15 protein-coding genes and 1 other RNA gene are annotated in these 22,964 nt (G+C 45.5%); 10 read left to right on the top strand and 6 right to left on the bottom strand.

The genetic code is table 11. The features are described from left to right. Positions 1 to 735: 735 nt before the first annotated feature. On the bottom strand, positions 736 to 1,653 hold the full coding sequence (locus tag Q3C19_RS11250) for a site-specific integrase (protein ID WP_302729347.1): 918 nt from the start codon (positions 1,651 to 1,653) through the stop codon (positions 736 to 738). A 175-nt stretch (positions 1,654 to 1,828) separates the two neighbouring features. Here Q3C19_RS11250 and Q3C19_RS11245 point away from each other — a divergent pair, with 175 nt between their 5' ends. After that, complete coding sequence (locus tag Q3C19_RS11245) at positions 1,829 to 3,406, top strand: ATP-binding protein (protein WP_302729345.1); 1,578 nt, start codon at positions 1,829 to 1,831, stop codon at positions 3,404 to 3,406. Between the two features lie 200 nt (positions 3,407 to 3,606). On the opposite strand, the gene Q3C19_RS11240 is transcribed toward Q3C19_RS11245, so the two are convergent. Beyond that, positions 3,607 to 4,926, bottom strand: a complete 1,320-nt coding sequence (locus Q3C19_RS11240; RefSeq protein WP_022164445.1) for a YihY/virulence factor BrkB family protein — start codon at positions 4,924 to 4,926, stop codon at positions 3,607 to 3,609. Positions 4,927 to 4,953: 27 nt separating this feature from the next. Further along, positions 4,954 to 5,369: RNase P RNA component class A (rnpB, locus tag Q3C19_RS11235), an RNA gene on the bottom strand. Positions 5,370 to 5,493: 124 nt separating this feature from the next. Here rnpB and Q3C19_RS11230 point away from each other — a divergent pair. The 6 genes from Q3C19_RS11230 (at position 5,494) to Q3C19_RS11205 (ending at position 12,571) form a co-directional block, all read left to right on the top strand. Beyond that, positions 5,494 to 6,717, top strand: a complete 1,224-nt coding sequence (locus Q3C19_RS11230) for an NlpC/P60 family protein (protein WP_302729343.1) — start codon at positions 5,494 to 5,496, stop codon at positions 6,715 to 6,717. A 10-nt stretch (positions 6,718 to 6,727) separates the two neighbouring features. Further along, positions 6,728 to 7,885 carry a dipeptide epimerase gene (locus Q3C19_RS11225; protein ID WP_302729342.1) on the top strand — a complete coding sequence of 386 codons (1,158 nt, stop codon included), beginning with the start codon at positions 6,728 to 6,730 and terminating at the stop codon, positions 7,883 to 7,885. Between the two features lie 225 nt (positions 7,886 to 8,110). Beyond that, positions 8,111 to 9,679, top strand: a complete 1,569-nt coding sequence (locus Q3C19_RS11220) for a trypsin-like peptidase domain-containing protein (RefSeq protein WP_022164448.1) — start codon at positions 8,111 to 8,113, stop codon at positions 9,677 to 9,679. A gap of 263 nt (positions 9,680 to 9,942) precedes the next feature. Beyond that, entirely contained in the window at positions 9,943 to 10,803 is an 861-nt protein-coding gene (locus tag Q3C19_RS11215; protein ID WP_008766632.1) for an RNA polymerase sigma factor RpoD/SigA, read from the top strand. 163 nt (positions 10,804 to 10,966) lie between these two features. Next, on the top strand, positions 10,967 to 11,365 hold the full coding sequence (locus Q3C19_RS11210) for a hypothetical protein (RefSeq protein WP_022164451.1): 399 nt from the start codon (positions 10,967 to 10,969) through the stop codon (positions 11,363 to 11,365). Positions 11,366 to 11,392: 27 nt separating this feature from the next. Next, a complete protein-coding gene (locus Q3C19_RS11205; RefSeq protein WP_302729339.1) occupies positions 11,393 to 12,571 on the top strand; it encodes a clostripain-related cysteine peptidase in 1,179 nt (392 codons plus the stop codon). Positions 12,572 to 12,794: 223 nt separating this feature from the next. On the opposite strand, the gene Q3C19_RS11200 is transcribed toward Q3C19_RS11205, so the two are convergent. Next, a complete protein-coding gene (locus tag Q3C19_RS11200; protein WP_302729337.1) occupies positions 12,795 to 13,847 on the bottom strand; it encodes an IS1595 family transposase in 1,053 nt (350 codons plus the stop codon). A 225-nt stretch (positions 13,848 to 14,072) separates the two neighbouring features. On the opposite strand from Q3C19_RS11200, the gene Q3C19_RS11195 reads away from it, so the two are divergent. Further along, entirely contained in the window at positions 14,073 to 16,523 is a 2,451-nt protein-coding gene (locus tag Q3C19_RS11195; RefSeq protein ID WP_302729371.1) for an FAD-dependent oxidoreductase, read from the top strand. A 15-nt stretch (positions 16,524 to 16,538) separates the two neighbouring features. Beyond that, a complete protein-coding gene (locus Q3C19_RS11190; RefSeq protein ID WP_022164454.1) occupies positions 16,539 to 16,898 on the top strand; it encodes a MarR family winged helix-turn-helix transcriptional regulator in 360 nt (119 codons plus the stop codon). Here Q3C19_RS11190 and Q3C19_RS11185 read toward each other — a convergent pair. Both Q3C19_RS11185 and Q3C19_RS11180 read right to left on the bottom strand, forming a co-directional pair. Continuing rightward, complete coding sequence (locus Q3C19_RS11185) at positions 16,895 to 18,016, bottom strand: fimbrillin family protein (RefSeq protein ID WP_287641612.1); 1,122 nt, start codon at positions 18,014 to 18,016, stop codon at positions 16,895 to 16,897. The two genes, Q3C19_RS11190 and Q3C19_RS11185, sit on opposite strands and share 4 nt — an antisense overlap. A 34-nt stretch (positions 18,017 to 18,050) precedes the next feature. Beyond that, complete coding sequence (locus tag Q3C19_RS11180; RefSeq protein WP_302729334.1) at positions 18,051 to 19,859, bottom strand: C10 family peptidase; 1,809 nt, start codon at positions 19,857 to 19,859, stop codon at positions 18,051 to 18,053. A 161-nt stretch (positions 19,860 to 20,020) separates the two neighbouring features. On the opposite strand from Q3C19_RS11180, the gene Q3C19_RS11175 reads away from it, so the two are divergent. Then, a complete protein-coding gene (locus Q3C19_RS11175) occupies positions 20,021 to 22,879 on the top strand; it encodes a bifunctional fucokinase/fucose-1-phosphate guanylyltransferase (protein WP_302729369.1) in 2,859 nt (952 codons plus the stop codon). Positions 22,880 to 22,964: the final 85 nt, after the last annotated feature.

Below are 22,964 nucleotides of genomic sequence, written 5' to 3'. Positions count from 1 at the left end.
TTCACAAAAGACCTTTCACTGAATCAGGGTGAAGCTTTATCTTTCACCATATTCTTCTGTGTATCAGCATAGATGTCTTCTGGTGAAAGCGTGAAGGCATTTTTCTTCTTTTTTATTCTTCATCTGTGTAAGTCCGCCTCCTCAGCGTAGTCCGCGTATCCATCTTTCATCTCGTAAAGTTTCACTTGACAGATGTAACTACCTACTTTAGCCGGACAATATTAATAGTTAGCTGACATAACAAGTAATGCTGGCAAGTTTAACAAACAATCTCCACGAGTCTAACAATCAATCCTACCGAGTATTACAATCAAAGCCCACGAGTATGACTTGCAATTGCCACGAGTATTGCTTGCGTTGCTCGCGAGCCGTGCAAGTGTTGCTTGTGAGCCATACAAGTGTCTCACAAATGTATCAAAGGTGCCGTGCGCAGCCTTTGGGCCTAATCGGAGGGGCGTGAAGCGGCGTCTTTGTTTCTTACGTTGAAAAAGACAGACTGTTTGGAGCGCGGCGACTCTCTGCCTTTTAGCAAAAATGAAGACTGAGTAGTTCCGGAGGTTTGTCTCTTGATTTTTTCTTTTGGTATTTTTTCTTTTGCATCAAGGCAAAAGAAAAGTATAACCGTTACCTACGAAGTAACGGAATCATTCCTTATACAGATTTTATGAAAAGTCTTTTCGTATTGCAACTGTTGGTTGTTGTGGTCTGTAGTTTTAATCTGGTGCGATAATTGTTCTATTCCCGAAATACCTGTGAAAGTATTTCTTTGTTCATTTGTCCGATACGTTCATCAGTGTGTTGCTTGAAGTAGGTTTCTGTAACCTTGACAGATGAATGCCCCATTGCATTACAGATAAGTTCCTGCTGATAGTTGTGATAATTGGCTATGGTGGCCCAACTATGGCGGGCACAGTAACTGCTAAGGCTCCCTTTCACACCGGCCAATGCACCCAGACGCTTCAGTCGTGCATTGAAGCTTCTCAGCGCACTCTGGTACTGACGGTAAGCATCGGCGTCTGTGCCGTTGATAAAGGGGAACAGATAGGGTGAAGATTCGTCCGGCGTCTTCAGTTGTTCGATGAGGCTCATGGCACGCGGCTCTACACGTACCGTCAGCCAGCTTCCTGTCTTACGACGGCGATACATCAGGATATTATCCTGCAAATCGCACTTGCGCAAGTAGGCTATGTCGACAAAAGGGATGCCGCGCAGCATGAACAGCAGCATGAACAGCATTCGTGTCCGCTCAAGGCTACATTCGCGCACAGCAGGTTTCGGTTCATTCAGTTTACGTAGGTCGTTTTCACTGAGGGCACGCTTCACCGTCACCCGTGTGCCCGTGTATACGCCTTTGAACAGGCGGGGACGGCAGACGGCCATTCCGGCATCGACCGCACGCAGGTATACCGCCCGAAGCATACGCATGTAGGTGGAAACGGAGTTCCATTGCAACTGGCGTCCCAACAGATAGTTTTGGAAAGCTTTCAGCCAGAGGGGAGTTACTTCACCGAAGGTGAGCGGCTGACTACGAGTGAAGTCGAGTATGCGATGCAGTGTACTGCGATAGACGTGTGCCGTTCCGAGGCGTCCTTCCGCTTCCAGCTGTTGAATAATCAGGTCCATGTAAGTGGTTAAGTGTTCTTTCTTTTTCATGATTCGTTTCGAGTTTGATAAAGTGCAGATTGTTTAGTGTTTTAGTTTATGCGAAACAAAATAAGAAAAAGAAAGGGAGAGTTGTGCAACGAAGGGGAAAAATAGAGGATTATTTCCTGATTGGGCGGAAATCTTTTATATTTGCAGGTAGTATGAAAATGAAAACGTTCTGCTTATGAAATACCCTATTGGAATACAAAGTTTCGATCGTGTCATTGAAGACGGCTATGTCTATGTGGATAAGACGGATTTGATTTACAGCCTGGTACATGAAAGTAGTATATACTTTTTGAGTCGTCCGCGCCGTTTCGGGAAGAGCCTGTTGGTATCCACACTGAAAAACTATTTTCTGGGACGGCGTGAACTGTTCCGTGGTCTGGCCATCGACGAATTGGAGACGGAGTGGGCGACATATCCTGTGTTCCATGTGGACTTCAATGGAGGAAACTTTACGGACTCCGGCGAACTGGAAAAGAAAATCAATTTCCATGTGTCGGAATGGGAAAAGCAGTATGGCATACCCGACCGCGAAGAGGAACTGGGGTACGGGTATCGTTTTATCGAAGTGCTTCGTGCCGCCCACAAGCAGACGGGACGCCGCTGCGTGGTGCTGATTGATGAGTATGACAAGCCGATATTGGATGTGCTCGATGTTGACCGCGAGTTGGAGGATCGTCACCGCAACGTGCTGAAAGGTTTCTACTCCGTATTTAAGGGAGCAGACGAGCACCTGCAGTTCGTGTTGCTGACTGGTGTGACGAAGTTCTCGCAGGTGAGTGTGTTCAGTGGCTTCAACCAGCCGAAGGATATCAGCATGGACGGGCGTTACGAGACGTTGTGCGGCATCACCCAGGAAGAGATCGACCGATACTTTCCGCAACCCATCGCCGACATGGCGGTGGACTACCGCTGCACGCCGGAGGAGATGAAACAGCGGTTGAAACAGCAGTACGACGGCTACCACTTCAGCGACCGTATGACGGACGTGTACAATCCTTTCAGCCTGCTCAGCGCATTGGACAGCCGCCGCGTGAACGATTACTGGTTCCGTTCAGGTACGCCCACTTATCTCATTCGCCTGCTGAACCACTTTGATGAAAATTTGAACGAATTGACGGGCAAGTACTATCGTCCGGAGGAATTTGTTGATTATAAGGCCGATGTGGAACGTCCCTTGCCTATGATCTTCCAGAGTGGTTACTTGACCATCAAGGATTACGACATTGATTTTAATACATTTTTATTGGATTTCCCAAACAATGAAGTAAAAAACGGGTTTCTGACTATGTTGTCTGCAGCATATTTGAAGCCAGCTGAAGATACCGGAGGGTGGATCAGAGACGTTGTTATTACCATGCGTCGCGGCGAAGTAGAAAAACTGTCAGCTCTGTTTGCTTCCTTCTTGGCCAGCATCCCCTATACCATGCGCCGCAAGGAGGATGAAGTGGAACGCGAACGCTACTTCCAATATACCTTTTATCTGATACTCCGCCTGATCAGTGTCTACACTGTCTATGTGGAAAAGGTGCAGAGTCAAGGGCGTGTGGACTGTGTGCTGGAAACACCGCAGTATGTCTACATCTTCGAGTTCAAGCTGGACGGCACCGCTGCCGAAGCCTTGCAGCAGATAGAAGAAAAGGGTTATGCACGCGAGTATGCAGCCGATGTACGAAAGGTGTATAAGATTGGTGCAACCTTCTCGTCGGAAACGGGGACTATTGGCGAATGGGAGTGCAGAGAAATGAAGAATTAATCATTAATCATTAACCACTAATCATTAACCATTAACAAGGCTTCAGTTAACAAGTCTATTAGGCTGGAACTCCCTGTTTGATAAAGTGCCGCTTGAAACAGCTCGCTACAAACGCCTTGTTAACTCGTCAACTTGTTGCTTGTCAACTGCAACTTGAGCTTGCGAATTGAAAATCGACGAAGTCAAAGTTGAGATAATTGTTATAAGTCTTTCACCAGCAATTGTTGGGTGCTGTTATAGTATTCTTCTCTGGCTTTCATCAAGGCTTTCCATTCGGAACTGAATTCGTGATCCTTGTCTATCTTGAAGTTTTCTGATCCGTGGGTGTAGAGTCGGTTGAGCAAGATGTTTACGGTCAGTTGGTTGATGTCCATCGAAGGTTGGTAAGCGATGTCCTGACTTTTGGCGTCGACTACCACTTCGTGTATCAGTCCGACTTCCTGAAGTTCGTAGAGCGTTTGGTTGGCAAGCCGTATGGGGATCTGGCACTCTTCCGAAATGGCTTCTGCCGTATAGGGAGTTTCTCCTTTTTCAAACCGTTTGGTGATGTGGGACATGATGAGCATGGATACAAAGTCGCGGTAACGCCGGCTGATGCTGCGCGTGTCCTGATCGAAACTGAAATTGCGGATGTTTTGTCCGGCATACGTCAGCTCGGCACCGAACAGACAGATGGTCCACGAAATCTGGAGCCATAACAGAAACAGAGGAAGAGCGGCAAAACTTCCGTAAATGGCATTGTAGCGCGACACCCACAACTGGCTGCTGATGTACAGGAACTGGAATGCCTGATGGGCGGTACCGGCCAGAATGCCCGAAATCAGTGCATGCTTGAAGCGGACTTTGGTATTGGGCATGAAGACATAGAGGGCTGTGAACATGCCCCAAGCCAGTACGAAAGGTATCAGTCGTATCAGGAACTTGCCAAGTGGCGCAAGCAGGGTGTAGTCCTCGATGTTCTTTACCATGGTACTCATGAAAATGGAAAGACCTCCTGACACGACAATCAGAATCGGCATCAGCAGGAGCATGGAGAAATAATCTGTTATTTTGCGGTACATGCTGCGTGCTTTTTTTACCTGCCAGATGCGGTTGAAGGTAATTTCCATGTTGTTGATCAGGTTCAGTACGGACCAAAGCAACATGATAAGGCCTACTCCGATGAAGACTCCGCTCTTGGTTTGCGACAGATAGGAGTCGACAAACTGGAATATGAATTCGGTAGTCCCTGTGACTCCGCCAAAACCGTTGATGATCTGGTGTTCCATCAGGTTGTCGAATCCGAATCCACGGGCAATGGCAAACAGAATGGCCAGGATGGGTACGATGGCGAGCAGGGTGCTATAAGTCAGTGCGGCTGCTTTGTTGGCCAGACGATCCTGTGCGAAGCGGGAAACGCAGAGATAGATGGTCTTGATGATGTTATAGAGAGAGAAAGTCGTTTTGGTGACTTCGTCTTCCGTAATACGCCAGATGTCGTAGGTCAGGAACTTCCAGAGTGTGGCTATACGTTTGTTCATAATCCATGGATTGAAGAAAGAAAGAGAAAAAGCAGTCGGTCTGTAAGCCGGGTTCTGTAATCTGTCCTGGCGGGCTGTGTTTCGATTCGGACATTCGCCTTTCATCTTTCAGTCCTGTCAAGACAAATTGTCTGTCATTTATCTGAGCCGTATGTTGCCATACGAGCTTTAGCGGTCTACCCTCCGACATGGAGCGAGCAACTCTCGTGGCGCCGGTTTACATGACCTTACAACTTCCAAGACACACAGCCCTTGCGTCACCACAAGACTGGTGGGCTCTTACCCCGCCTTCTCACCCTTACCGCAATCCGAAGATTGTGGCGGTTATTTTCTTCTGCGTTACTCTACCCTCGCGGATAGCTTTCTGTTAGGAAGTGGAATGCTCTGTGTTGCCCGGACTTTCCTCATACGCACAAGGCGCAAGCGACAGACCGACCGACTGCTTCTGGCGTGCAAAGATAATGTAAACGCGTCACAGTATAAAATAAAATTATCCCTTTTTCTCCCTCTCAAAAGAAATAATTTGTAGCTTTGCTAACAGAAACACTATCAAAAAGAATTTGGCAGATGCGAAAAACTATTCATTTATTTTTCTTTTCCCTGTTTTTGACTTCATTGGTGCAGGCTTCCGGTGTCGGAAGTAACGATTTGCCGGCAGATGTGATTCGGCTGACGGATAGTTTGAAACAGGTTTATGCTCCCGACGGACGGGTAGCATTGTTCCAGACTGATTATACGGTTTCCGGCCGGAAGATGATGCTGAGGGGAGTGACTACGGCTGCAGCGGCCAAAGAGGCTTTGCTGCAAGGGCTTGGAAAGGCCGGTTACGAGGTGATGGACTGTATGAAGGTGCTTCCCGATGAGGCGGCTTTGGAAGGAAAAACGTATGGAGTAGTTAATCTGTCGGTGTGTAACTTGCATGTAAAGCCCGACTTTGCTTCGGAGATGACGACTCAGGCATTATTGGGGATGCCGGTTCGTGTGCTTCAGTTCGACGGCTGGTATCGGATACAGACTCCGGATAATTATATTGCTTGGGTGCATCGGGCAGGTGTCAGGCTGATGGACAGTGCAGAGGTGGCGGACTGGAACCGTGCGGAGAAGATTGTTGTCACGACTCATTATGGTTTTGTATATTCTGCTCCCAACCGTCGTTCGCAGACGGTATCGGATATCGTGGCAGGCAATCGTCTGAAGTGGCTGGGAAGTAAGAGGGATTTTTATAAGGTGGCTTATCCCGATGGTCGCACCGGATATGTGGAGAAGGCGGATGCTTGTCCCGAAAAACAATGGCGGAAGTCTTTGAAAAAGGATCCCGGTTCTATTCTGAAGACGGCTTATACACTGATTGGGGTACCTTATCTGTGGGCTGGAACTTCTTCGAAAGGAATGGACTGCAGTGGGTTGGTGCGGACGGTGCTGTACATGCACGATATGATTATACCGCGTGACGCTTCACAGCAAGCTTATGTAGGCGAGCATATCGAGATTGCTTCCGATTTCAGCAATCTGCAGCCTGGCGATCTGGTGTTTTTCGGCAGTCCGGCCACTGCCGAACGGAAGGCGCGCGTGGTTCATGTGGGCATCTACATCGGGCAGGGGCGCTTTATTCACTCTCAAGGTGATGTACATGTCAGCAGTCTCGATGCTTCCGATCCGTTGTTTGATGCTTTCAATCGGGGGCGTCTGTTGTTTGCTACGCGCGTGATACCTTATATAAATAAAATGGATGAATTGAACACAACCGATACCAATCCGTATTATCGCTGGGGAGTGGACGAGTCGGACTAATTTCAGAGTTATGACAAACAGAAGAGATTTCCTTAAGACTGCTGCTCTGGCAACACTGGGTGCCGGAATGATTGCCGAGGAGGCTATGGCAGATACCAAGAAAAAGAAAATACACCTATTTAATATTAATAAGCAGGGGGCGGCTCCTAAAATGAAAATGCGTTTCTTCCCCTACGAATTGCAATTGCGTCATGTTTTTACGGTAGCTACTTATTCGCGTACGACTACTCCCGATGTGCAAGTCGAGATTGAGTACGATGGCATAATAGGTTATGGTGAGGCTTCCATGCCGCCTTATCTGGGGCAGACGGTAAAAAGCGTATTGGCTTTCTTGCAGAAGGTAGACTTGGGGCAGTTCAGCGATCCTTTCCAACTGGAGGATATTCTGGCGTATGTAGATAGTCTTTCGCCGGGAGATACGGCAGCAAAAGCTGCAGTAGACATTGCCTTGCACGACCTGGTAGGTAAGCTGTTGCAGGCTCCCTGGTACAGAATATGGGGACTGGATAAGGAAAAAGCTCCTTCGACAACGTTTACAATAGGTATTGATACGGCTGACGTGGTTCGCAAAAAGACCGAAGAGTGTGCCGAGCTTTATAATATCTTGAAGGTGAAGCTGGGACGTGACAACGATAAGGAAATGATAAAGGCCATTCGTTCGGTCACTGATTTGCCGATAGCGGTTGATGCTAATCAGGGTTGGAAGGACAGGCAGTATGCGTTGGACATGATTCATTGGCTGAAGGAACGGGGAATTGTGATGGTCGAACAACCGATGCCTAAAGAGCAGTTGGATGATATTGCCTGGGTAACCCAGCAGAGTCCTTTGCCTGTATTTGCTGACGAATCGGTACAACGTCTGAAGGATGTGCCGTCTTTGAAAGGGGCTTTTACGGGTATCAATATCAAACTGATGAAATGTACCGGTATGCGTGAGGCGTGGAAGATGCTGACATTGGCGCGTGCACTGGATATGAAGGTGATGGTGGGTTGTATGACGGAGACTTCGTGCGCTTGTTCGGCGGCTGCCCAGCTTTCTCCGGCTGTTGACTTTGCCGACCTTGACGGAAACTTGCTTATCAGTAACGACCGTTTCAAGGGAATGGAGGTTGTGGGTGGAAAAATAACCCTTTCGGATTTGCCGGGAATAGGAGTAGTAAAGCTTTAAAATGCTGTCATGTCCTATCTGTCAGTCTTTTAACATGTCAGAATAGTAGATAAATGCAAAATTGTCAGCTTCCGTCGTTAACCGCTGTTAAGCTCAAAAACCTCTCTGTTAAAAGAGAACAAAAAAAGGTGACAAGTGGAATAACTGAACGTTTTTTGTCGTTATTTTAACGTCGTAATGTTAAACGAAACTCGAATATTAACACTTTAAACAGTAAAAAAGGATATGAAACAGACAACAAAAAACATCTTAGGAGTTGCGGCAATCGTACTCTTGAGTTCAGGTGTTGCAGGTATCACTACCTATAAATTAATGCAAAAGGCAGAATATGCCAATCAGTCATTCGATCAGATGTTTGAGCCCAATCCGGGTATAAATCTGGCTGCATTCAGTGGAGCTGCCGCTCAGCCGGTGGATCTGACACAAGCTGCTGAAAATTCCGTTCACGGTGTTGTACATATCCGTTCTACACAATCGTCCAAAGTGCAGGAAGTGGAAGTAAGAGATCCTTTTTATGATTTCTTTGGTGATTTCTTTGGCGGGCGTGGTGGTACGCAAAAACGTCAGATACAGACTCCCGAACGTACAGGCTTCGGCTCGGGTGTCATCATTTCGAAGGACGGATATATCGTGACCAACAATCACGTGATTGACGGTGCTGATGAAATCAGTGTTACGTTGAATGATAACCGTCAGTTTAAGGGTCGTATTATCGGTACAGATGAAGAAACCGATTTAGCCTTGATAAAGATAGAAGGAGATGATTTCCCGACTATTCCGGTCGGCGATTCTGATGCCTTGAAAGTGGGTGAATGGGTATTGGCTGTAGGTAATCCGTTCAACTTGACTTCTACGGTTACGGCCGGTATCGTCAGCGCTAAAGCCCGTTCATTGGGTATGGGACAGATGACTGGCAAACAAGGTATCGAATCATATATTCAGACAGATGCAGCTATTAATCAGGGAAACAGTGGTGGTGCATTGGTTAACGCCCGTGGCGAGTTGGTTGGTATCAATGCGGCTTTGTTCTCTCCGACAGGTTCGAATACCGGTTATGGATTTGCCATTCCGACCAGTATTATGAAGAAGGTTGTAGCTGATTTGAAGCAATATGGATCAGTTCAGCGTGCTAAGCTGGGTGTCAGTGTGACGGAATTGGCTGAAGAACCGGGTGATACTCAGGTTTCGGATCAGAAAAACGGAAAGAAACTGAGTGAGATTAAGAAAGAGGCCAGAGATAAGTTTGGAGTTATAGACGGACTTTGGGTAAGAGAAATTGTAGAGGGTAGTTCTGCTGCCGGTGCCGATATTAAGGTAGATGATGTGATTGTAGGTATGGACGGAAAAGAAATCCATAAGTTTGCCGACCTGCAGGAAGCTCTTGCTAAATATCGTCCGGGCGACAAGGTGAAAGTGAAACTGATTCGTGACAAGAAAGAAAAGACTGTAGAAGTAACTTTGAAGAACGAACAGGGTACTACCAAGATTATAAAGAATGCCGATATGGACATTCTGGGTGCAGCCTTCCGTCCTGTAAGTGCAGAGGTGAAGAGACAACTGAACTTGGGTTACGGATTGGAAGTGACAGGTGTCAGCAGCGGTAAGATGAGTGATGCCGGAATCCGTAAGGGATTCATTATCCTGAAAGCTAACGGTGTGCAGATGAAGACGGTTGACGATTTGGAAAATGTGATGAAGGAAGCTTCCAGAACTCCTGAGCAGGTATTGTTCATTACTGGTATGTTCCCGTCGGGCAAACGTGCAAGCTATGCTGTAGACTTGTCCCAGGAATGACACCCGCTATAGGCCGGAACGGTGATAAAATGCCGGACTTTTGAGAAATGGTATTTTTAACCGTTCTGCCGTAAAGAAAAAGGTAATAAGGTAAGAAGATTGTAATAATCGCAAACAAAGAAGAAAAAAGAGGATGCCGATATGATATTTATCGGTGTCCTTTTTGTTATGTATTTGTTGAATTCAGGCAAAAAAGTTGGGATAAGTTTTTGAACATCAAAAGAAAAAGTCGTAACTTTGTAGCCCAAATACGTATTTATAGGATGAGACAATTAAAAATCACTAAAAGTATCACTAACAGAGAGAGCGCCTCTCTTGACAAGTACTTACAGGAAATTGGCCGTGAGGACCTTATTACTGTCGAAGAGGAGGTAGAGCTCGCTCAGCGCATCCGTAAGGGTGACCGTGTTGCATTGGAGAAGTTGACACGTGCCAATCTGCGTTTCGTTGTATCTGTAGCCAAGCAGTATCAGAATCAAGGTTTGAGTTTGCCCGACTTGATTAATGAGGGTAATCTGGGTCTGATAAAAGCAGCCGAAAAGTTTGATGAAACACGTGGTTTCAAGTTTATCAGTTATGCAGTATGGTGGATACGTCAGTCCATTTTGCAGGCTTTGGCCGAGCAGTCGCGTATCGTACGTCTGCCGTTGAATCAGGTGGGTTCGCTGAATAAGATCAGCAAAGCCTTCTCGAAGTTTGAGCAGGAAAACGAACGTCGTCCGTCGCCCGAAGAGTTGGCAGATGAGCTGGAAATCCCGGTAGACAAAATCTCGGATACGCTGAAGGTGTCGGGACGTCATATCTCGGTAGACGCGCCTTTTGTGGAAGGAGAAGATAACAGTCTGCTTGATGTGCTGGTCAACGACGACTCTCCTATGGCCGACCGCTCGTTGGTGAACGAGTCTCTTGCGAGGGAAATTGATAGAGCTCTTTCTACGTTAACCGAGCGCGAAAAGGAAATCATTCAGATGTTCTTTGGCATCGGACAACAGGAAATGACACTGGAGGAAATCGGCGACAAATTTGGCCTCACTCGTGAGCGTGTTCGTCAGATTAAGGAAAAAGCAATTAGAAGATTAAGACAAAGTAATCGTAGTAAATTGCTCAAGTCTTATTTGGGATAAATAAGAAATATCAGTTTCCGACAAATAAAGAAGGTATTAAAAACCGGTATGCCTTGCGTCAGGCAGCCGGTTTTTTTATATCTTTGCGGCAAATGCAGTTGAATGTGAAACATTTGGCTTGTACGGATTTTAGTATTAACAAACTATATAATTAAAGAAACCTATGAAATATCTTCGTATTTTATTGGCTGTAACACTGGTGTTTACGCTGTGCTCGGCGTTTTCTATGAAGAAAGAGAAAGAAAAACAAGTTTATGCTTTTGGTGTGGCGGCTTCGTTCAATGACACGATTGTGTATTATACGGAAATTCAAATGCTCGACAGTGTAGTTTTGGATAAGCGGGGCTTTTTACCACAACGTGAACTCTATTCTTATCAGCTGAAGAATTATCTGGAATATGAGTTGGCGAAACCGGATTATACGTGTATGATTTATTTTTCTGAAAACAAAAATAAACTTCAGAAAGAAGCCAGTAAGGTAAAAGGAAAATATGTGAAAGGAAATCTGAAATTGCAATCCATTGCTCCTTCAGATTTTTCATTTAAGAAACCGGAAGAATAATAATCTGTAGTTTAAACTGAAATCGACATGATAAAGAATTGGCTTATATTACCTTTCTTGCTATTGATGTTTTTGGTAACGTCGTGTGGAAGCGATGATCCCGAACCTGGACCTTATAAAAGAACGGTTTTGGTGTATATTGCAGGTGATAACAGTTTGTCTTCGTTTGCTTTTAAGGATCTGGCGGAAATGAAACAGGGAATGCTGGAGGCGGATGCTACAGCTTTACATCTGCTGGTATATCTGGATATGGGTGATTCTCCACGTCTTGTGGAATTGAAAAAGTCGGGTGATACGGTTGTGGAGGAAGTTGTACGTGAGTATGAGGACCGTAATTCGTGTGGCTTGGAGGAAACCCGTGAAGTGTTTGATGCCGTATTTTCCAACCCGAATTTTGAAGCTGAAAGTTACGGACTGATATACTGGTCTCATGCCGATGGCTGGATTCCTTATGGGGAAGCTTCGACACGTTGGGTAGGGCAGGATAAAACGGATGGCGATCACCGGATGAATATCTCGGAACTGGTTTCTTTATTGAAAACGACGCCGCATTTTAGTTTCATCATGTTCGATGCATGCTTTATGTCGTCTGTCGAAGTAGCTTACGAATTGCGCAATTTTACTGATTATTACATCGGTTCTCCCACTGAAAACCCGGGACCGGGTGCTCCTTATGATAAACTGGTGCCGCTGATGGCGGAGGATAATGCTGCTGTTCGGATGGCTCAAGTGTATTTTGCATCCTACGAAGCGATTTATAATGGTGGAATCGGTATTTCCAACAATAATTGGACCGGTGGTACTTCCATTTGTGTGATGCGTACGAGTGCTTTGCAGGAATTGGCTTCGATAACGGCCCAATTGCTTCCGCAGGAAGATGTTGATAATGCTGAGCTGATGGAGAAGGTGTTTGATTACGATCATGACGGATGGGGACGAGATTACGTGGGATATTTCGACCTGAAACAGATGATGCAGGAGATTCTGGACGAAGATTCATTTGCAACTTGGGAACAGGCTTTTGATGATGCCATTGCTTATTGGAATACGACTGCAAAGAATTACTCGCAGGTAGTAGGTATGTTCTCGATGGAGGGTGCTAATGGTATTACCCAGTATATTCCCGGCAATAATGCTTCCAGAGCTACCGCTTACCGTTCGATGTCCTGGTATCAGGATGCAGGTTTGTCTGCTTTAGGTTGGTAATAGATAAAAGCTGATCCCGTTTCATTCCTTTAAAAAAAAGATGAATGGGAAGGTGGCATGTATATGAGACAGATAGCTTATCTGCATCGTATACATGCCATTTTTATTATAAGCATGTTTTTTTCTTAGTTGTTTCTTTGTACTTGTTTTTGTTTAAAGTAACTATTTCTATTCCTATTTATAATTATATTTCTCCGTGTGGTGATAAATGTACTAACAAACCTTAAACGATTTCATCGTCCGGTAAGCAGTAGTCTCTCCATTTGATGTCCGATGTGTAAATGGCGGCAATCTTAACCAACCTATCAAACAGGTCATATTTCGGGTTGCATGAATCTTTGAAGAATCTTCTGTTGAATTTCCAGCAGAATTCATTCAAGTAAAGTTGCAAGAACTGCTTGTCAACCTCACCATGAATGGCAGCAATGCCACTTCGGCTGCGTCCTATGACAACATGCACCCAAGGCAAATGGGTCTTGACCACAGAATCCACATTGCTTTCAACATGCCGTTCATACCCTTTGAAGTACCCTTCGAAGTTTATGTGAGAGGAGGAACCGTCTGAAACGATGACCGTATCCTTGTCAATGTGTTTACGTACTATTTTGTCCAACGTGTCAGCACTCAGATTGTCAATCACAAACATCTTTATGTAATGGACAACCTTTCCGATGTTTTGCCTTTCCGCTTTTTTAGCCAAATGGGATGCTTTTCTTATGGATTGCCCTGTTGCCTCGGACAAGTATTGCTGCAGTACAGTGTCAACAGGCTTGCTTTCAACGATGACAAGTACCTTGGCTTGCTGTTGGCTTCCTGCGCCGCGCTTGATTTTCTCACCGCGCGACTCTTCAGGAATCCGTATCGGAAAGAACGCCTCATCGAGTTCCACTTCATCCGACAATTGGTATATGCAATCCCGCTTTCCCATGATGTTCCTCAACTTCATCATCATAAGCCATACGGGAGGGTATTGCTCTATTCGCAGCTGGTGCTGGACTTCTTTTGCGGAAAGCACCTGCTTGATGGATGTCATAAGGTGCATGGCATAGAACCAAGTGCGAAGGGACAACTTGCTGTGTTCCATTACCGTCCCCTTGGTCAGGGGAATGCTGCAACCGCACTTTGTACACTGGAACGCTTTTCTCCCTTGCAGCCACTTATCAGTTTTGATGCCACAATTAGGGCAGGAAACGCCTTGGATGATGCGAATGTCTCTAAAATAAGACACGCAGGATTCTTCCGTTGGAAAACGACCTTCAAATTGACTTAGCAGCATATGGCTTTTCTTGCAAATTTAGTGGCTTTCATTCCATTAGAAAAGCTGCACCAGCGGACTTAACAGATTTTAGTACATTTATCACCACACGGAGTTATATTTTTCTTGCATTATATTAATCAATTAAAATTATTTTCCATTGGAAATTATATATAATTGGAAAATAAATATTTTCTTTGCATCATAAACTAAAATATGTGCGAACTTAAAATGAATAGTTGAATGATGAAATACATGATTATTGGAGGAGTTGCAGGTGGGGCAACAGCAGCAGCGCGATTGAGAAGAGTAGATGAAAAGGCAGAAATTGTTTTGCTGGAAAAAGGCAAGTACATTTCTTATGCCAATTGTGGTCTTCCTTATTATATAGGTGGCGTGATTGCCGAACGTGAAAAACTGTTGGTACAGACACCTGAGTCGTTTGGTAAACGTTTTCGTATAGATGTGCGGGTTGAGAATGAGGCGATATCTATACAGCCTGATATAAAGAAAGTAACTATTCGAAAGGCGGATGGCAGTACGTATGAAGAGAGTTACGACAAGTTGCTCCTGTCTCCGGGGGCTACACCCGTAAGGCCGCCTTTGGAGGGAATAGATTTGGAAGGCATTTTCACTTTGCGCAATGTAGAAGACACGGATCGTATAAAATCATACATCAGTTCGAAATGCGTAAAGCGCGCTGTAGTAGTCGGGGCTGGTTTCATTGGCTTGGAGATGGCTGAGAATTTGCATCATGCCGGTGTTCATGTGTCTGTAGTAGAGATGGGGAATCAGGTGATGGCACCTATCGACTTCTCGATGGCAGCTCCTGTGCATCAGCATCTGATTCAAAAAGGAGTGGCACTTTATCTGGAAGAGGGCGTAACTCGGTTCGAACGCACGGATAAAGGGATTAACGTCTTTCTGAAAAGTGGTAAAACGATTCCTGCTGATATGGTGTTGCTGTCTATCGGCGTGCGTCCCGCTACGGACTTGGCCAAGCAAGCCGGATTAAAATTGGGGGAAACTGGTGGTATCTGGGTGGACGAGCATCTGGAGACATCTATTAAAGACATTTATGCAGTAGGCGATGCCATCGAATATCCGCATCCGTTGACAGGCAAGCCTTGGTTGAATTATTTGGCTAATCCGGCTAACAGACAAGGGCGTATTGTTGCAGACAACATGGCATTGGGGAACGTGGTGGCATACGAAGGAGCTATTGGTACTTCGATTGCTAAAGTATTTGATATGACAGTCGCTTCGACAGGACTGGCTGCCAAGCGATTGAAACAATGGAGAATGGACAATTGCAGTTCTGTGACTCATTCGGCTTCACATGCGGGTTATTATCCGGATGCCCTTCCGCTGACCTTGAAGTTGACATTCCATCCTAAAACGGGAAAACTGTATGGTGCCCAATGTATAGGTTACGAAGGAGTAGACAAGCGTATTGACCAGATTGCCGGACTGATTAAGCGCGGTGGTACAGTGTACGATCTGATGGAGACGGAACATACCTATGCTCCTCCTTTCTCGTCGGCTAAAGATCCTATAGCTATTGCCGGATACGTAGCCTCTAATATTATTAGCGGAGCTATGCCTGCAATAACCTGGCGTGAACTGTTGGCAGAAAAAGAAAATGTAATGTTGATTGATACCCGTACTCCAGAGGAATACTCGTTTGGTTCTATTCCGGGAGCAGTCAATATTCCGCTTGATGAGTTGCGTAACCATTTGTCGGAGATTCCTTCGGATAAGCCGGTAGTGTTGTTCTGTGCTGTTGGCTTGCGTGGTTATTTGGCACAACGCATTTTGATAGGGAACGGTTATAGACAGGTACGTAACCTGATCGGCGGTTACAAAACCTATTCGGCTGCTGTAGCTTCTGTGCCGGTTCCGATTGCGGACGAAACTGTATGTTGCAAATCTGAAGCAGTTTCAGACGAAGTATCATTCTGCGCTTGTGAATCACCGGTGGTGAAGATTAATGCGTGTGGCTTGCAATGTCCGGGACCTATTATGAAGGTGAAACAAGCAATGGATCATGCCGAGCCAGGGCAACAGATAGAAGTGGTTGCGACTGATGCTGGTTTTGCACGCGACGCGTCGGCCTGGTGCGATACAACCGGTAATAAGCTGATCCGAAAAAGTGAGTCGAAAGGACGTTATACGGTAGTAATAGAGAAAGGAAATAGTTGCTCGACGGCAACGCCTGTTCCTGCTGGACGTGGAAAGACATTGATTTTGTTTAGTGATGATCTGGACAAAGCGTTAGCCACTTTTGTACTGGCCAATGGAGCCGCTGCTACAGGACAGAAGGTATCCATCTTCTTTACTTTCTGGGGCTTGAATGTGCTGAAGAAAGTACAAAAGCCTAAGGTGGAGAAAGACATCTTTGGCCGAATGTTCGGTATGATGCTTCCGTCCAGTTCATTGAAACTGAAACTTTCGCAAATGAATATGTTCGGTTTGGGAAGCCGCATGATGCGTTTTCTGATGAAGCGCAAGGGAGTTGATTCGTTAGAATCGTTGCGTGCCCAGGCATTGGAACAGGGAGTGGAGTTTATAGCATGTCAGATGTCGATGGATATGATGGGAATTAGTCGGGAAGAGTTGCTCGATGAAGTGACAATAGGCGGTGTAGCCACTTATATGGAACGTGCAGACAAGGCTAATGTAAATCTGTTCATCTAATAAAACGTCGGTTATATGGAAACTTTGTGTAAGATCCGTGATATATACAGGGCTATTGCAGAATTTGAGGGACAGTTCGTACAAATGTACGATCTGTCTCTGAATGAAGGCATGCTGTTGTGCACGTTGCTTGACCGTACTCAGTTGACTGCAAGCGAAATTGCTGAGGCGTTGGGATTATCTGCTTCGAATGCTTCGAAAGTGATTCGCTCGGTAGAAAGCAAGAAGCTGATTACTCGTGTAGTGGGTAAAAAAGACAAGCGTCAGATGCTTTTTGCTCTGACGCTTGAAGGTAAAAACCGTATTTTAAATATCAAAGGAGCTACGTGGAAACTCCCTGACCTGTTGCTGCAAGCTATTGGTGAACAGCCTTAGAATTCGGTCAGGTCTATTTCTGTTACTCCTGTCAGTTTAGGAAGTGTGACTTCTTCTGCTCCCCACATTTCCAGTGTCACTGTTTTTTCTCCGTCCTTTTCATACTCATGTTGGGCGGCAGTGCTGTATATTTCTGTCTTTCCGTCTCCCCAGTCTATGTTTCCTGTGATATTGAGTCCAGAGAATGTAGGTGGGGTGAAGGTTAGACTATTGTGTGTAATTCTCAGCATTCCATAGCTGAATTGGCTCATGTCGTCATTGTCAGAGTTGAGTGATACTAATTCGGGTGCATCGAAAATAGTGATTCCTTTGGCAGTCATGGCTGCACGGAAGATGTATTTAACGCCTTGGGCTATACCGTATTTAGGTAGAGGGCAGGTATAGTCTTTACCATCTATTTTGAAGGTGACATTCACATCTGAACCGGATGAAGTGAAAGGTATGCAGAACATGTCGGGCATATCTTCCTTCCATCCTTCGGCAGACAGGGTATTATTACAAGTGATTGAGAATTTTTCCTGTGTGCTTCCTTTGATTTCTCCAGAAGCAATATTCAGAGTTCCTTGGGTATAGAAATTCTTTCCTTCAATGGTGATTTGTTCCAGCTTTCCCTCACCGTCGTAGTTTTCTTTTTTAATGTTGAAAGCCAATATGGGAAGAGCATGCTTTAGGGTCAGTTTCACAGAAGGTTTTTCGTAAGTAGCCTGAACTGCCGTACCGGTATACAGGTAGTCTGTCTGGCTATTGATCTCGATGGCTATAGCATCCGGAGTTCCTATATTGGCGCTATAAGGATAGAACGCACGAAGATATTTTTTCTGTCCACTGGTCAGTTCCAGAGCAGGGTTGCTTTTCCAGGAACCGCTTTGTCTGGTGGCTTGGTAAGTGGGAACTTCTTGCCCGGAAGTGATTGAACTGCTTTCGAGAACGAATACGTTCATTGTTTCTCCGTCCTTTTCAATATCAGTAGTAACGTTTGTCAATGCACGCGTCTGCACTTCGGTCGTAAAGGTTACTTCTACTTTTTCGCCTCCGCCCAATTCTTCCTGGTCGTCTTTACAGGCAACAGCGGATAAACCGATGAGGGAGAATAATATATATTTCTGTATGGTTTTCATATGAAGTTCTGATTTTTAGTAAGAAAAATGCTTGTTACTTGTTTCCGATGGTGAAATTCAATATTTTACTGTCTTCTTCGCCAGTTAATACAATGGTGTAGGTGCCGGCTTCCAGTTCATTGGTATCTATTTTGATTTCTCCGGAATCGTCGGTTGTACCTTCTTTTATTACTTTATTATCATTTGAAGTCAACTTATAGGCGATATCGACTGCAGTGTTCAGCGTAATGATTTTACTTGTCTTGTTGTAAGTGAAAGAAGTGGCTTCTTCTACACTTGCTATTTCCTCACGGACAAGAATTTCTCCAGGAATACTTTCATCGTAGGCAGGTATTACTTGCCATTCGGTACTTTTACTTCCCTTAAAACGCATTTTGATTCGGTCACCACCTTTGATGGATTGTGTAATCGTACAAGGTATGTCGCCGCCAACTCCATGGAACGGATCAAGGTCTTGTACACCGGCTATTTCACTAATGTCTTCTTTTACTTGTCCATTCTTATCGAATAGGGTAACTACGATTTCACCGTTGAAAGTGCTTAAACCAAAATTAAAGATGTATTCTGCAGAGACCGTAAATTCTTTGCCTGTTTGGATGTTCTTTTCGTTGGTATAGAGTCCTTTACCTCCTTCGGTGCTTTGAGCAATGGCCAGTATGTCTGCATATTCCGATCCGGATGCGGCTTTTTTCAGTCCGAACACGGCATCTTGTCCTACGGTAAATCCACCGGTATTTCCACCGATACCCTGGTCATTAGGATTCAGGCCAGACAGCAGATAATAACCGTTGGAATATCCTCCCCATCCCCAGTTTACGCTAAAGTAATTGTTACTGGTATATCCGTCCAATACGAATTGGTGGCCTTCATTTCGTTTATTGGATCCTCCGTACAGAACGGGACGATGGGCTTCAAGCTCTTCTTTCACCATTTTATGCCATTCGCTGTCCGAGTACCAGCTACGATAAAGTATTCGGGCGCCTTTGTCATATTTCATATGGTTAATCATACCTGTTATCGCGTTTTGGGTAGTGGCGCCTGTACCTCCTGTTGAGGCTACGTTATAAGTCGCTTTCGACATTACTCCACAGTCGTACATCAAAGTGGCGACTTCCTGTTCCGATTCGGCAGATGTGGATTTGTCATATATTAAAGGCATGTTATTCCAGTTGTAGGCATGTCCTAATGTGTGGGAAGGGACTGTTTGGGTACTACCGTTGGCAGCTTTATATGTATAACTTTCCAGTGTGCCTTCTCCGCAGTCCGGCCATTCGTGATATTTCATAATAATAGCTATGGCTGTGGCTACACATCCTGTGACAGTTCGTTCGCCGCTCAGCATGGGACATTTGTCATTGTATGGAGCATCCTGGTTCCACTTGGCGGTTTCCAGTTCTACTTCTATGTCGCCCACAACATCACTTGCATTCTTCCACGCTTGCTCCGTTGTGGCAGAGGCTGTAAAATGATTGTTTCTAGCTTCATTGATCTGATCTTTCAGTCCCAGCAGCCAGTTTTTCAGGTTGGCTGGCATATTTTCGGTCTTGAATGAGTTTTCGAATGAATAACCCAATACAGGCATGGCTACATCATCACCGGCAACGATAATGAATCCTTTTGAATCGGTACGGTTGAATACATAAAAAGCCGGTTCTGTAGCCGAAGTTCGGGTTGACGGATCTTCCCCATCCCATACCAGCTGTAGTTGGGGTGATGCGCTACGGGTCTGGGTACTTGCCCGAAAGAAGTTCGCGGCTAACGACTGTGCCTGTTCTACGGTCACGTTGTCTGCTAAAAGAAGACCGGAGAAGAAGCAACACAAGATAAATAAAATGTTCCTCATAAACAGATTCCTTTTTTAGTAAATGGTTCTTTTATAAATAAAGCGCGCTAAAATAATGTTTTTTATGATATTTACCTATAATTATGCAATAAATAATCATCAGGTTATGTAATTTGCCTAAGATTGCTTTATTTTGCACTTACTTAACATTAGCTAATCTTATAGCCACTATGCAAAAAATGTTGTCTTTGCCGCCCAATTTGGTTTCGGCTTTTTATGAATTAGAGAAGGTTGACCCTAAGGAATGGTTCTGTACATCAGATCCTGTCGGTGTGAAATTAGGGTCGGGAGGTGGAACTGCCTGGTTACTCAGAGAATGGGCTCGGTGCCGTCAGAATGCCGACAAAACTGAAAAACGTATTTTACTTCATGCCGGCGGGCAAAGCCGGCGGCTACCGTCGTATGCTCCTTCCGGCAAAATACTTACTCCTATTCCGGTATTCCGTTGGGCACGGGGACAACGGCTGGGGCAAAATCTGCTTTCCCTGCAATTGTCGCTTTATGAAAAAATCATGGAGCGCGCTCCCGAAAAACTGCGTACGCTGATTGCCAGCGGCGACGTCTATATACGGGCTGAAGAATCTTTGCAGGATATTCCTGAGGCAGACGTGGTGTGTTACGGATTGTGGGTAGACCCTGTATTGGCTACTCATCACGGGGTGTTTGTTTCCGATCGTAAACAGCCGGAAGCTTTGGACTTTATGCTTCAGAAACCAACTTTGGCCGAACTGGGACAGTTGTCAAAGACCCATCTTTTCCTGATGGATATCGGTATATGGATTTTGAGCGACAGAGCTGTCGATTTATTGGTGAAACGCTCCCAAAAGCCTGATGATGGTTCGAGAAAGCCTTATTCCGATTTGAGATACTACGATTTGTATTCTGATTTCGGATTGGCATTGGGCAATCATCCGCGTATTGCAGACGAGGAACTGAATGCCTTGTCGGTAGCGATATTGCCTTTGCCAGGAGGTGAATTTTATCATTATGGAACCAGTCGCGAACTGTTGTCGTCTACTGTTACGTTACAGAACAAAGTGTATGACCAGCGACAGATTATCCATCGGAAGATGAAACCGAATCCGGCTATTTTTGTACAGAATGCAGAGATACATGTCGGCTTTTCCTCGGATAATGATAATGTGTGGATAGAGAACAGCTTTGTAGGTGAACGTTGGAAGTTGGGCAAACGGCAGATTATTACCGGTGTACCATATAATAATTGGGAGTTGGAATTGCCAGACGGAGTTTGTGTGGATATAGTGCCTTTGAGCGACGCCCGTTGGGCTGTTCGTCCTTATGGATTCGATGATGTATTCAAGGGAGATTTGAAGGACGAGAAGACTATGTTCATGGGAAAGACTTTCTTGCGTTGGCTGGATGAGCGGGGACTTACAGCAGAAGGCTGGAGTGAGCGAACCGATGATTTGCAGGCAGCTTCGCTATTCCCGGTTGTGTCTGATGCGGAACAGATGGGGAAAGTGTTGAACTGGATGGTTACAGATCCGATGTCTAAGGAAGGGAAAGACATTTGGTTGCAGAGTGAACGTCTTTCGGCTGATGAGATCTCGGCACAAGCCGATCTTAGGCTGCTGTATGCGCAACGTGAAAGTTTCAGAAAAAAGAATCTGGAGACTTTGGCTGCCAATTACGAGAAAAGCGTTTTTTATCAGTTAGATTTGGATGATATAGCCGGAGAATTTGCTCATTATGGGCTTCCTGCTCCTGAACTACTGCCTGATGATGCTCCGTTGATGCAGCGTATCCATAATCGGATGTTGCGTGCCCGCATAGAAAAGTTGGGTGAAAAAGATTTCAAGACCGACGAACAGGGTGCGTTTGCCCTGTTGCGTGAAGGATTGTTGGCCGATATGTATGCGAAGAAGAGTCGCCCGCATCTCAATGTCTACAGTGACCAGATTGTATGGGGACGCAGTCCGGTTCGCATTGATGTAGCAGGTGGATGGACCGATACTCCGCCATATTCTTTGTTTGCCGGTGGCAATGTGGTCAACATGGCCATCGAACTCAACGGACAACCTCCTTTGCAGGTGTATGTGAAACCTTGTAAAGAGTTGCGCATTGTGTTGCGTTCCATTGATATGGGAGCAATGGAGGTGGTGTCTACTTTTGATGAGTTGCAGGATTACAGACAAGTGGGTTCTCCTTTTTCGATTCCTAAGGCAGCTTTGGCGCTGGCAGGTTTTGTGCCGGCTTTCTCGGAAGTTACTTATTCTTCTTTGGAAAAACAGCTGGAAGCATTCGGTACAGGAATCGAAATCACATTGTTGTCTGCTATTCCGGCAGGTTCCGGTTTAGGAACAAGCTCGATATTGGCTTCGACGGTATTGGGATCGTTAAGCGATTTTTGCGGGTTGGCCTGGGATAAGAATGAAATTTGTCGGCGTACTTTGGCATTGGAACAGCTGCTTACTACCGGTGGAGGTTGGCAAGATCAGTACGGTGGGGTATTGCAAGGCGTTAAGTTGCTGCAGACCGAACCGGGCTTTATTCAGAATCCGTTGGTGCGTTGGCTGCCTGACCATTTGTTTACCCATCCTGAGTTCCGTGCCTGTCACCTTCTTTATTATACAGGTATCACCCGTACAGCTAAAGAGATTCTGGCTGAAATAGTACGTTGCATGTTTCTGAACTCATCTGTCCATCTGGATTTGCTTGCAGAAATGAAGACGCATGCTTTGGAAATGGCAGAAGCGATCCAACGGAACGATTTTGAAGCTTTCGGACGGATGGTGGGTAAAACGTGGAAGCAGAACAAGGCTTTGGACAGTGGAACAAATCCGCCTGCGGTAGAACAGATTATAAACCTTATTAAAGATTATACGTTAGGTTATAAACTGCCTGGTGCCGGTGGGGGAGGCTATTTGTACATGGTTGCCAAAGATCCGCAGGCAGCGTTGCATATACGTGAATTGCTGACTCAGCATGCTCCTAATCCGCGGGCACGTTTTGTAGAGATGTCGCTTTCTAATTTAGGCTTTCAGGTTTCACGCTCTTGAGAAATAAAAGTGCACTAACTGCTGCACTCACAGTGCAATAACTTGTGCACTCAGAGTGCAGTAGTTAGTGCACTGTCAGTGCACA

The sequence above is a fragment of the Bacteroides sp. ET489 genome, assembly GCF_030518095.1.
Classification (GTDB): Bacteria; Bacteroidota; Bacteroidia; order Bacteroidales; family Bacteroidaceae; genus Bacteroides; species Bacteroides ndongoniae.
Note: the sequence above shows the minus strand (reverse complement) of the source record. Positions and strands in the feature narration are given on the sequence as shown.

Coding starts and splice junctions, on each gene's coding strand:
- Q3C19_RS11250 (WP_302729347.1), bottom strand. CDS start 1,653: ATGAAAAAGAAAGAACACTTAACCACTTACATGGACCTGATTATTCAA.
- Q3C19_RS11245 (WP_302729345.1), top strand. CDS start 1,829: ATGAAATACCCTATTGGAATACAAAGTTTCGATCGTGTCATTGAAGAC.
- Q3C19_RS11240 (WP_022164445.1), bottom strand. CDS start 4,926: ATGAACAAACGTATAGCCACACTCTGGAAGTTCCTGACCTACGACATC.
- Q3C19_RS11230 (WP_302729343.1), top strand. CDS start 5,494: ATGCGAAAAACTATTCATTTATTTTTCTTTTCCCTGTTTTTGACTTCA.
- Q3C19_RS11225 (WP_302729342.1), top strand. CDS start 6,728: ATGACAAACAGAAGAGATTTCCTTAAGACTGCTGCTCTGGCAACACTG.
- Q3C19_RS11220 (WP_022164448.1), top strand. CDS start 8,111: ATGAAACAGACAACAAAAAACATCTTAGGAGTTGCGGCAATCGTACTC.
- Q3C19_RS11215 (WP_008766632.1), top strand. CDS start 9,943: ATGAGACAATTAAAAATCACTAAAAGTATCACTAACAGAGAGAGCGCC.
- Q3C19_RS11210 (WP_022164451.1), top strand. CDS start 10,967: ATGAAATATCTTCGTATTTTATTGGCTGTAACACTGGTGTTTACGCTG.
- Q3C19_RS11205 (WP_302729339.1), top strand. CDS start 11,393: ATGATAAAGAATTGGCTTATATTACCTTTCTTGCTATTGATGTTTTTG.
- Q3C19_RS11200 (WP_302729337.1), bottom strand. CDS start 13,847: ATGCTGCTAAGTCAATTTGAAGGTCGTTTTCCAACGGAAGAATCCTGC.
- Q3C19_RS11195 (WP_302729371.1), top strand. CDS start 14,073: ATGAAATACATGATTATTGGAGGAGTTGCAGGTGGGGCAACAGCAGCA.
- Q3C19_RS11190 (WP_022164454.1), top strand. CDS start 16,539: ATGGAAACTTTGTGTAAGATCCGTGATATATACAGGGCTATTGCAGAA.
- Q3C19_RS11185 (WP_287641612.1), bottom strand. CDS start 18,016: ATGAAAACCATACAGAAATATATATTATTCTCCCTCATCGGTTTATCC.
- Q3C19_RS11180 (WP_302729334.1), bottom strand. CDS start 19,859: ATGAGGAACATTTTATTTATCTTGTGTTGCTTCTTCTCCGGTCTTCTT.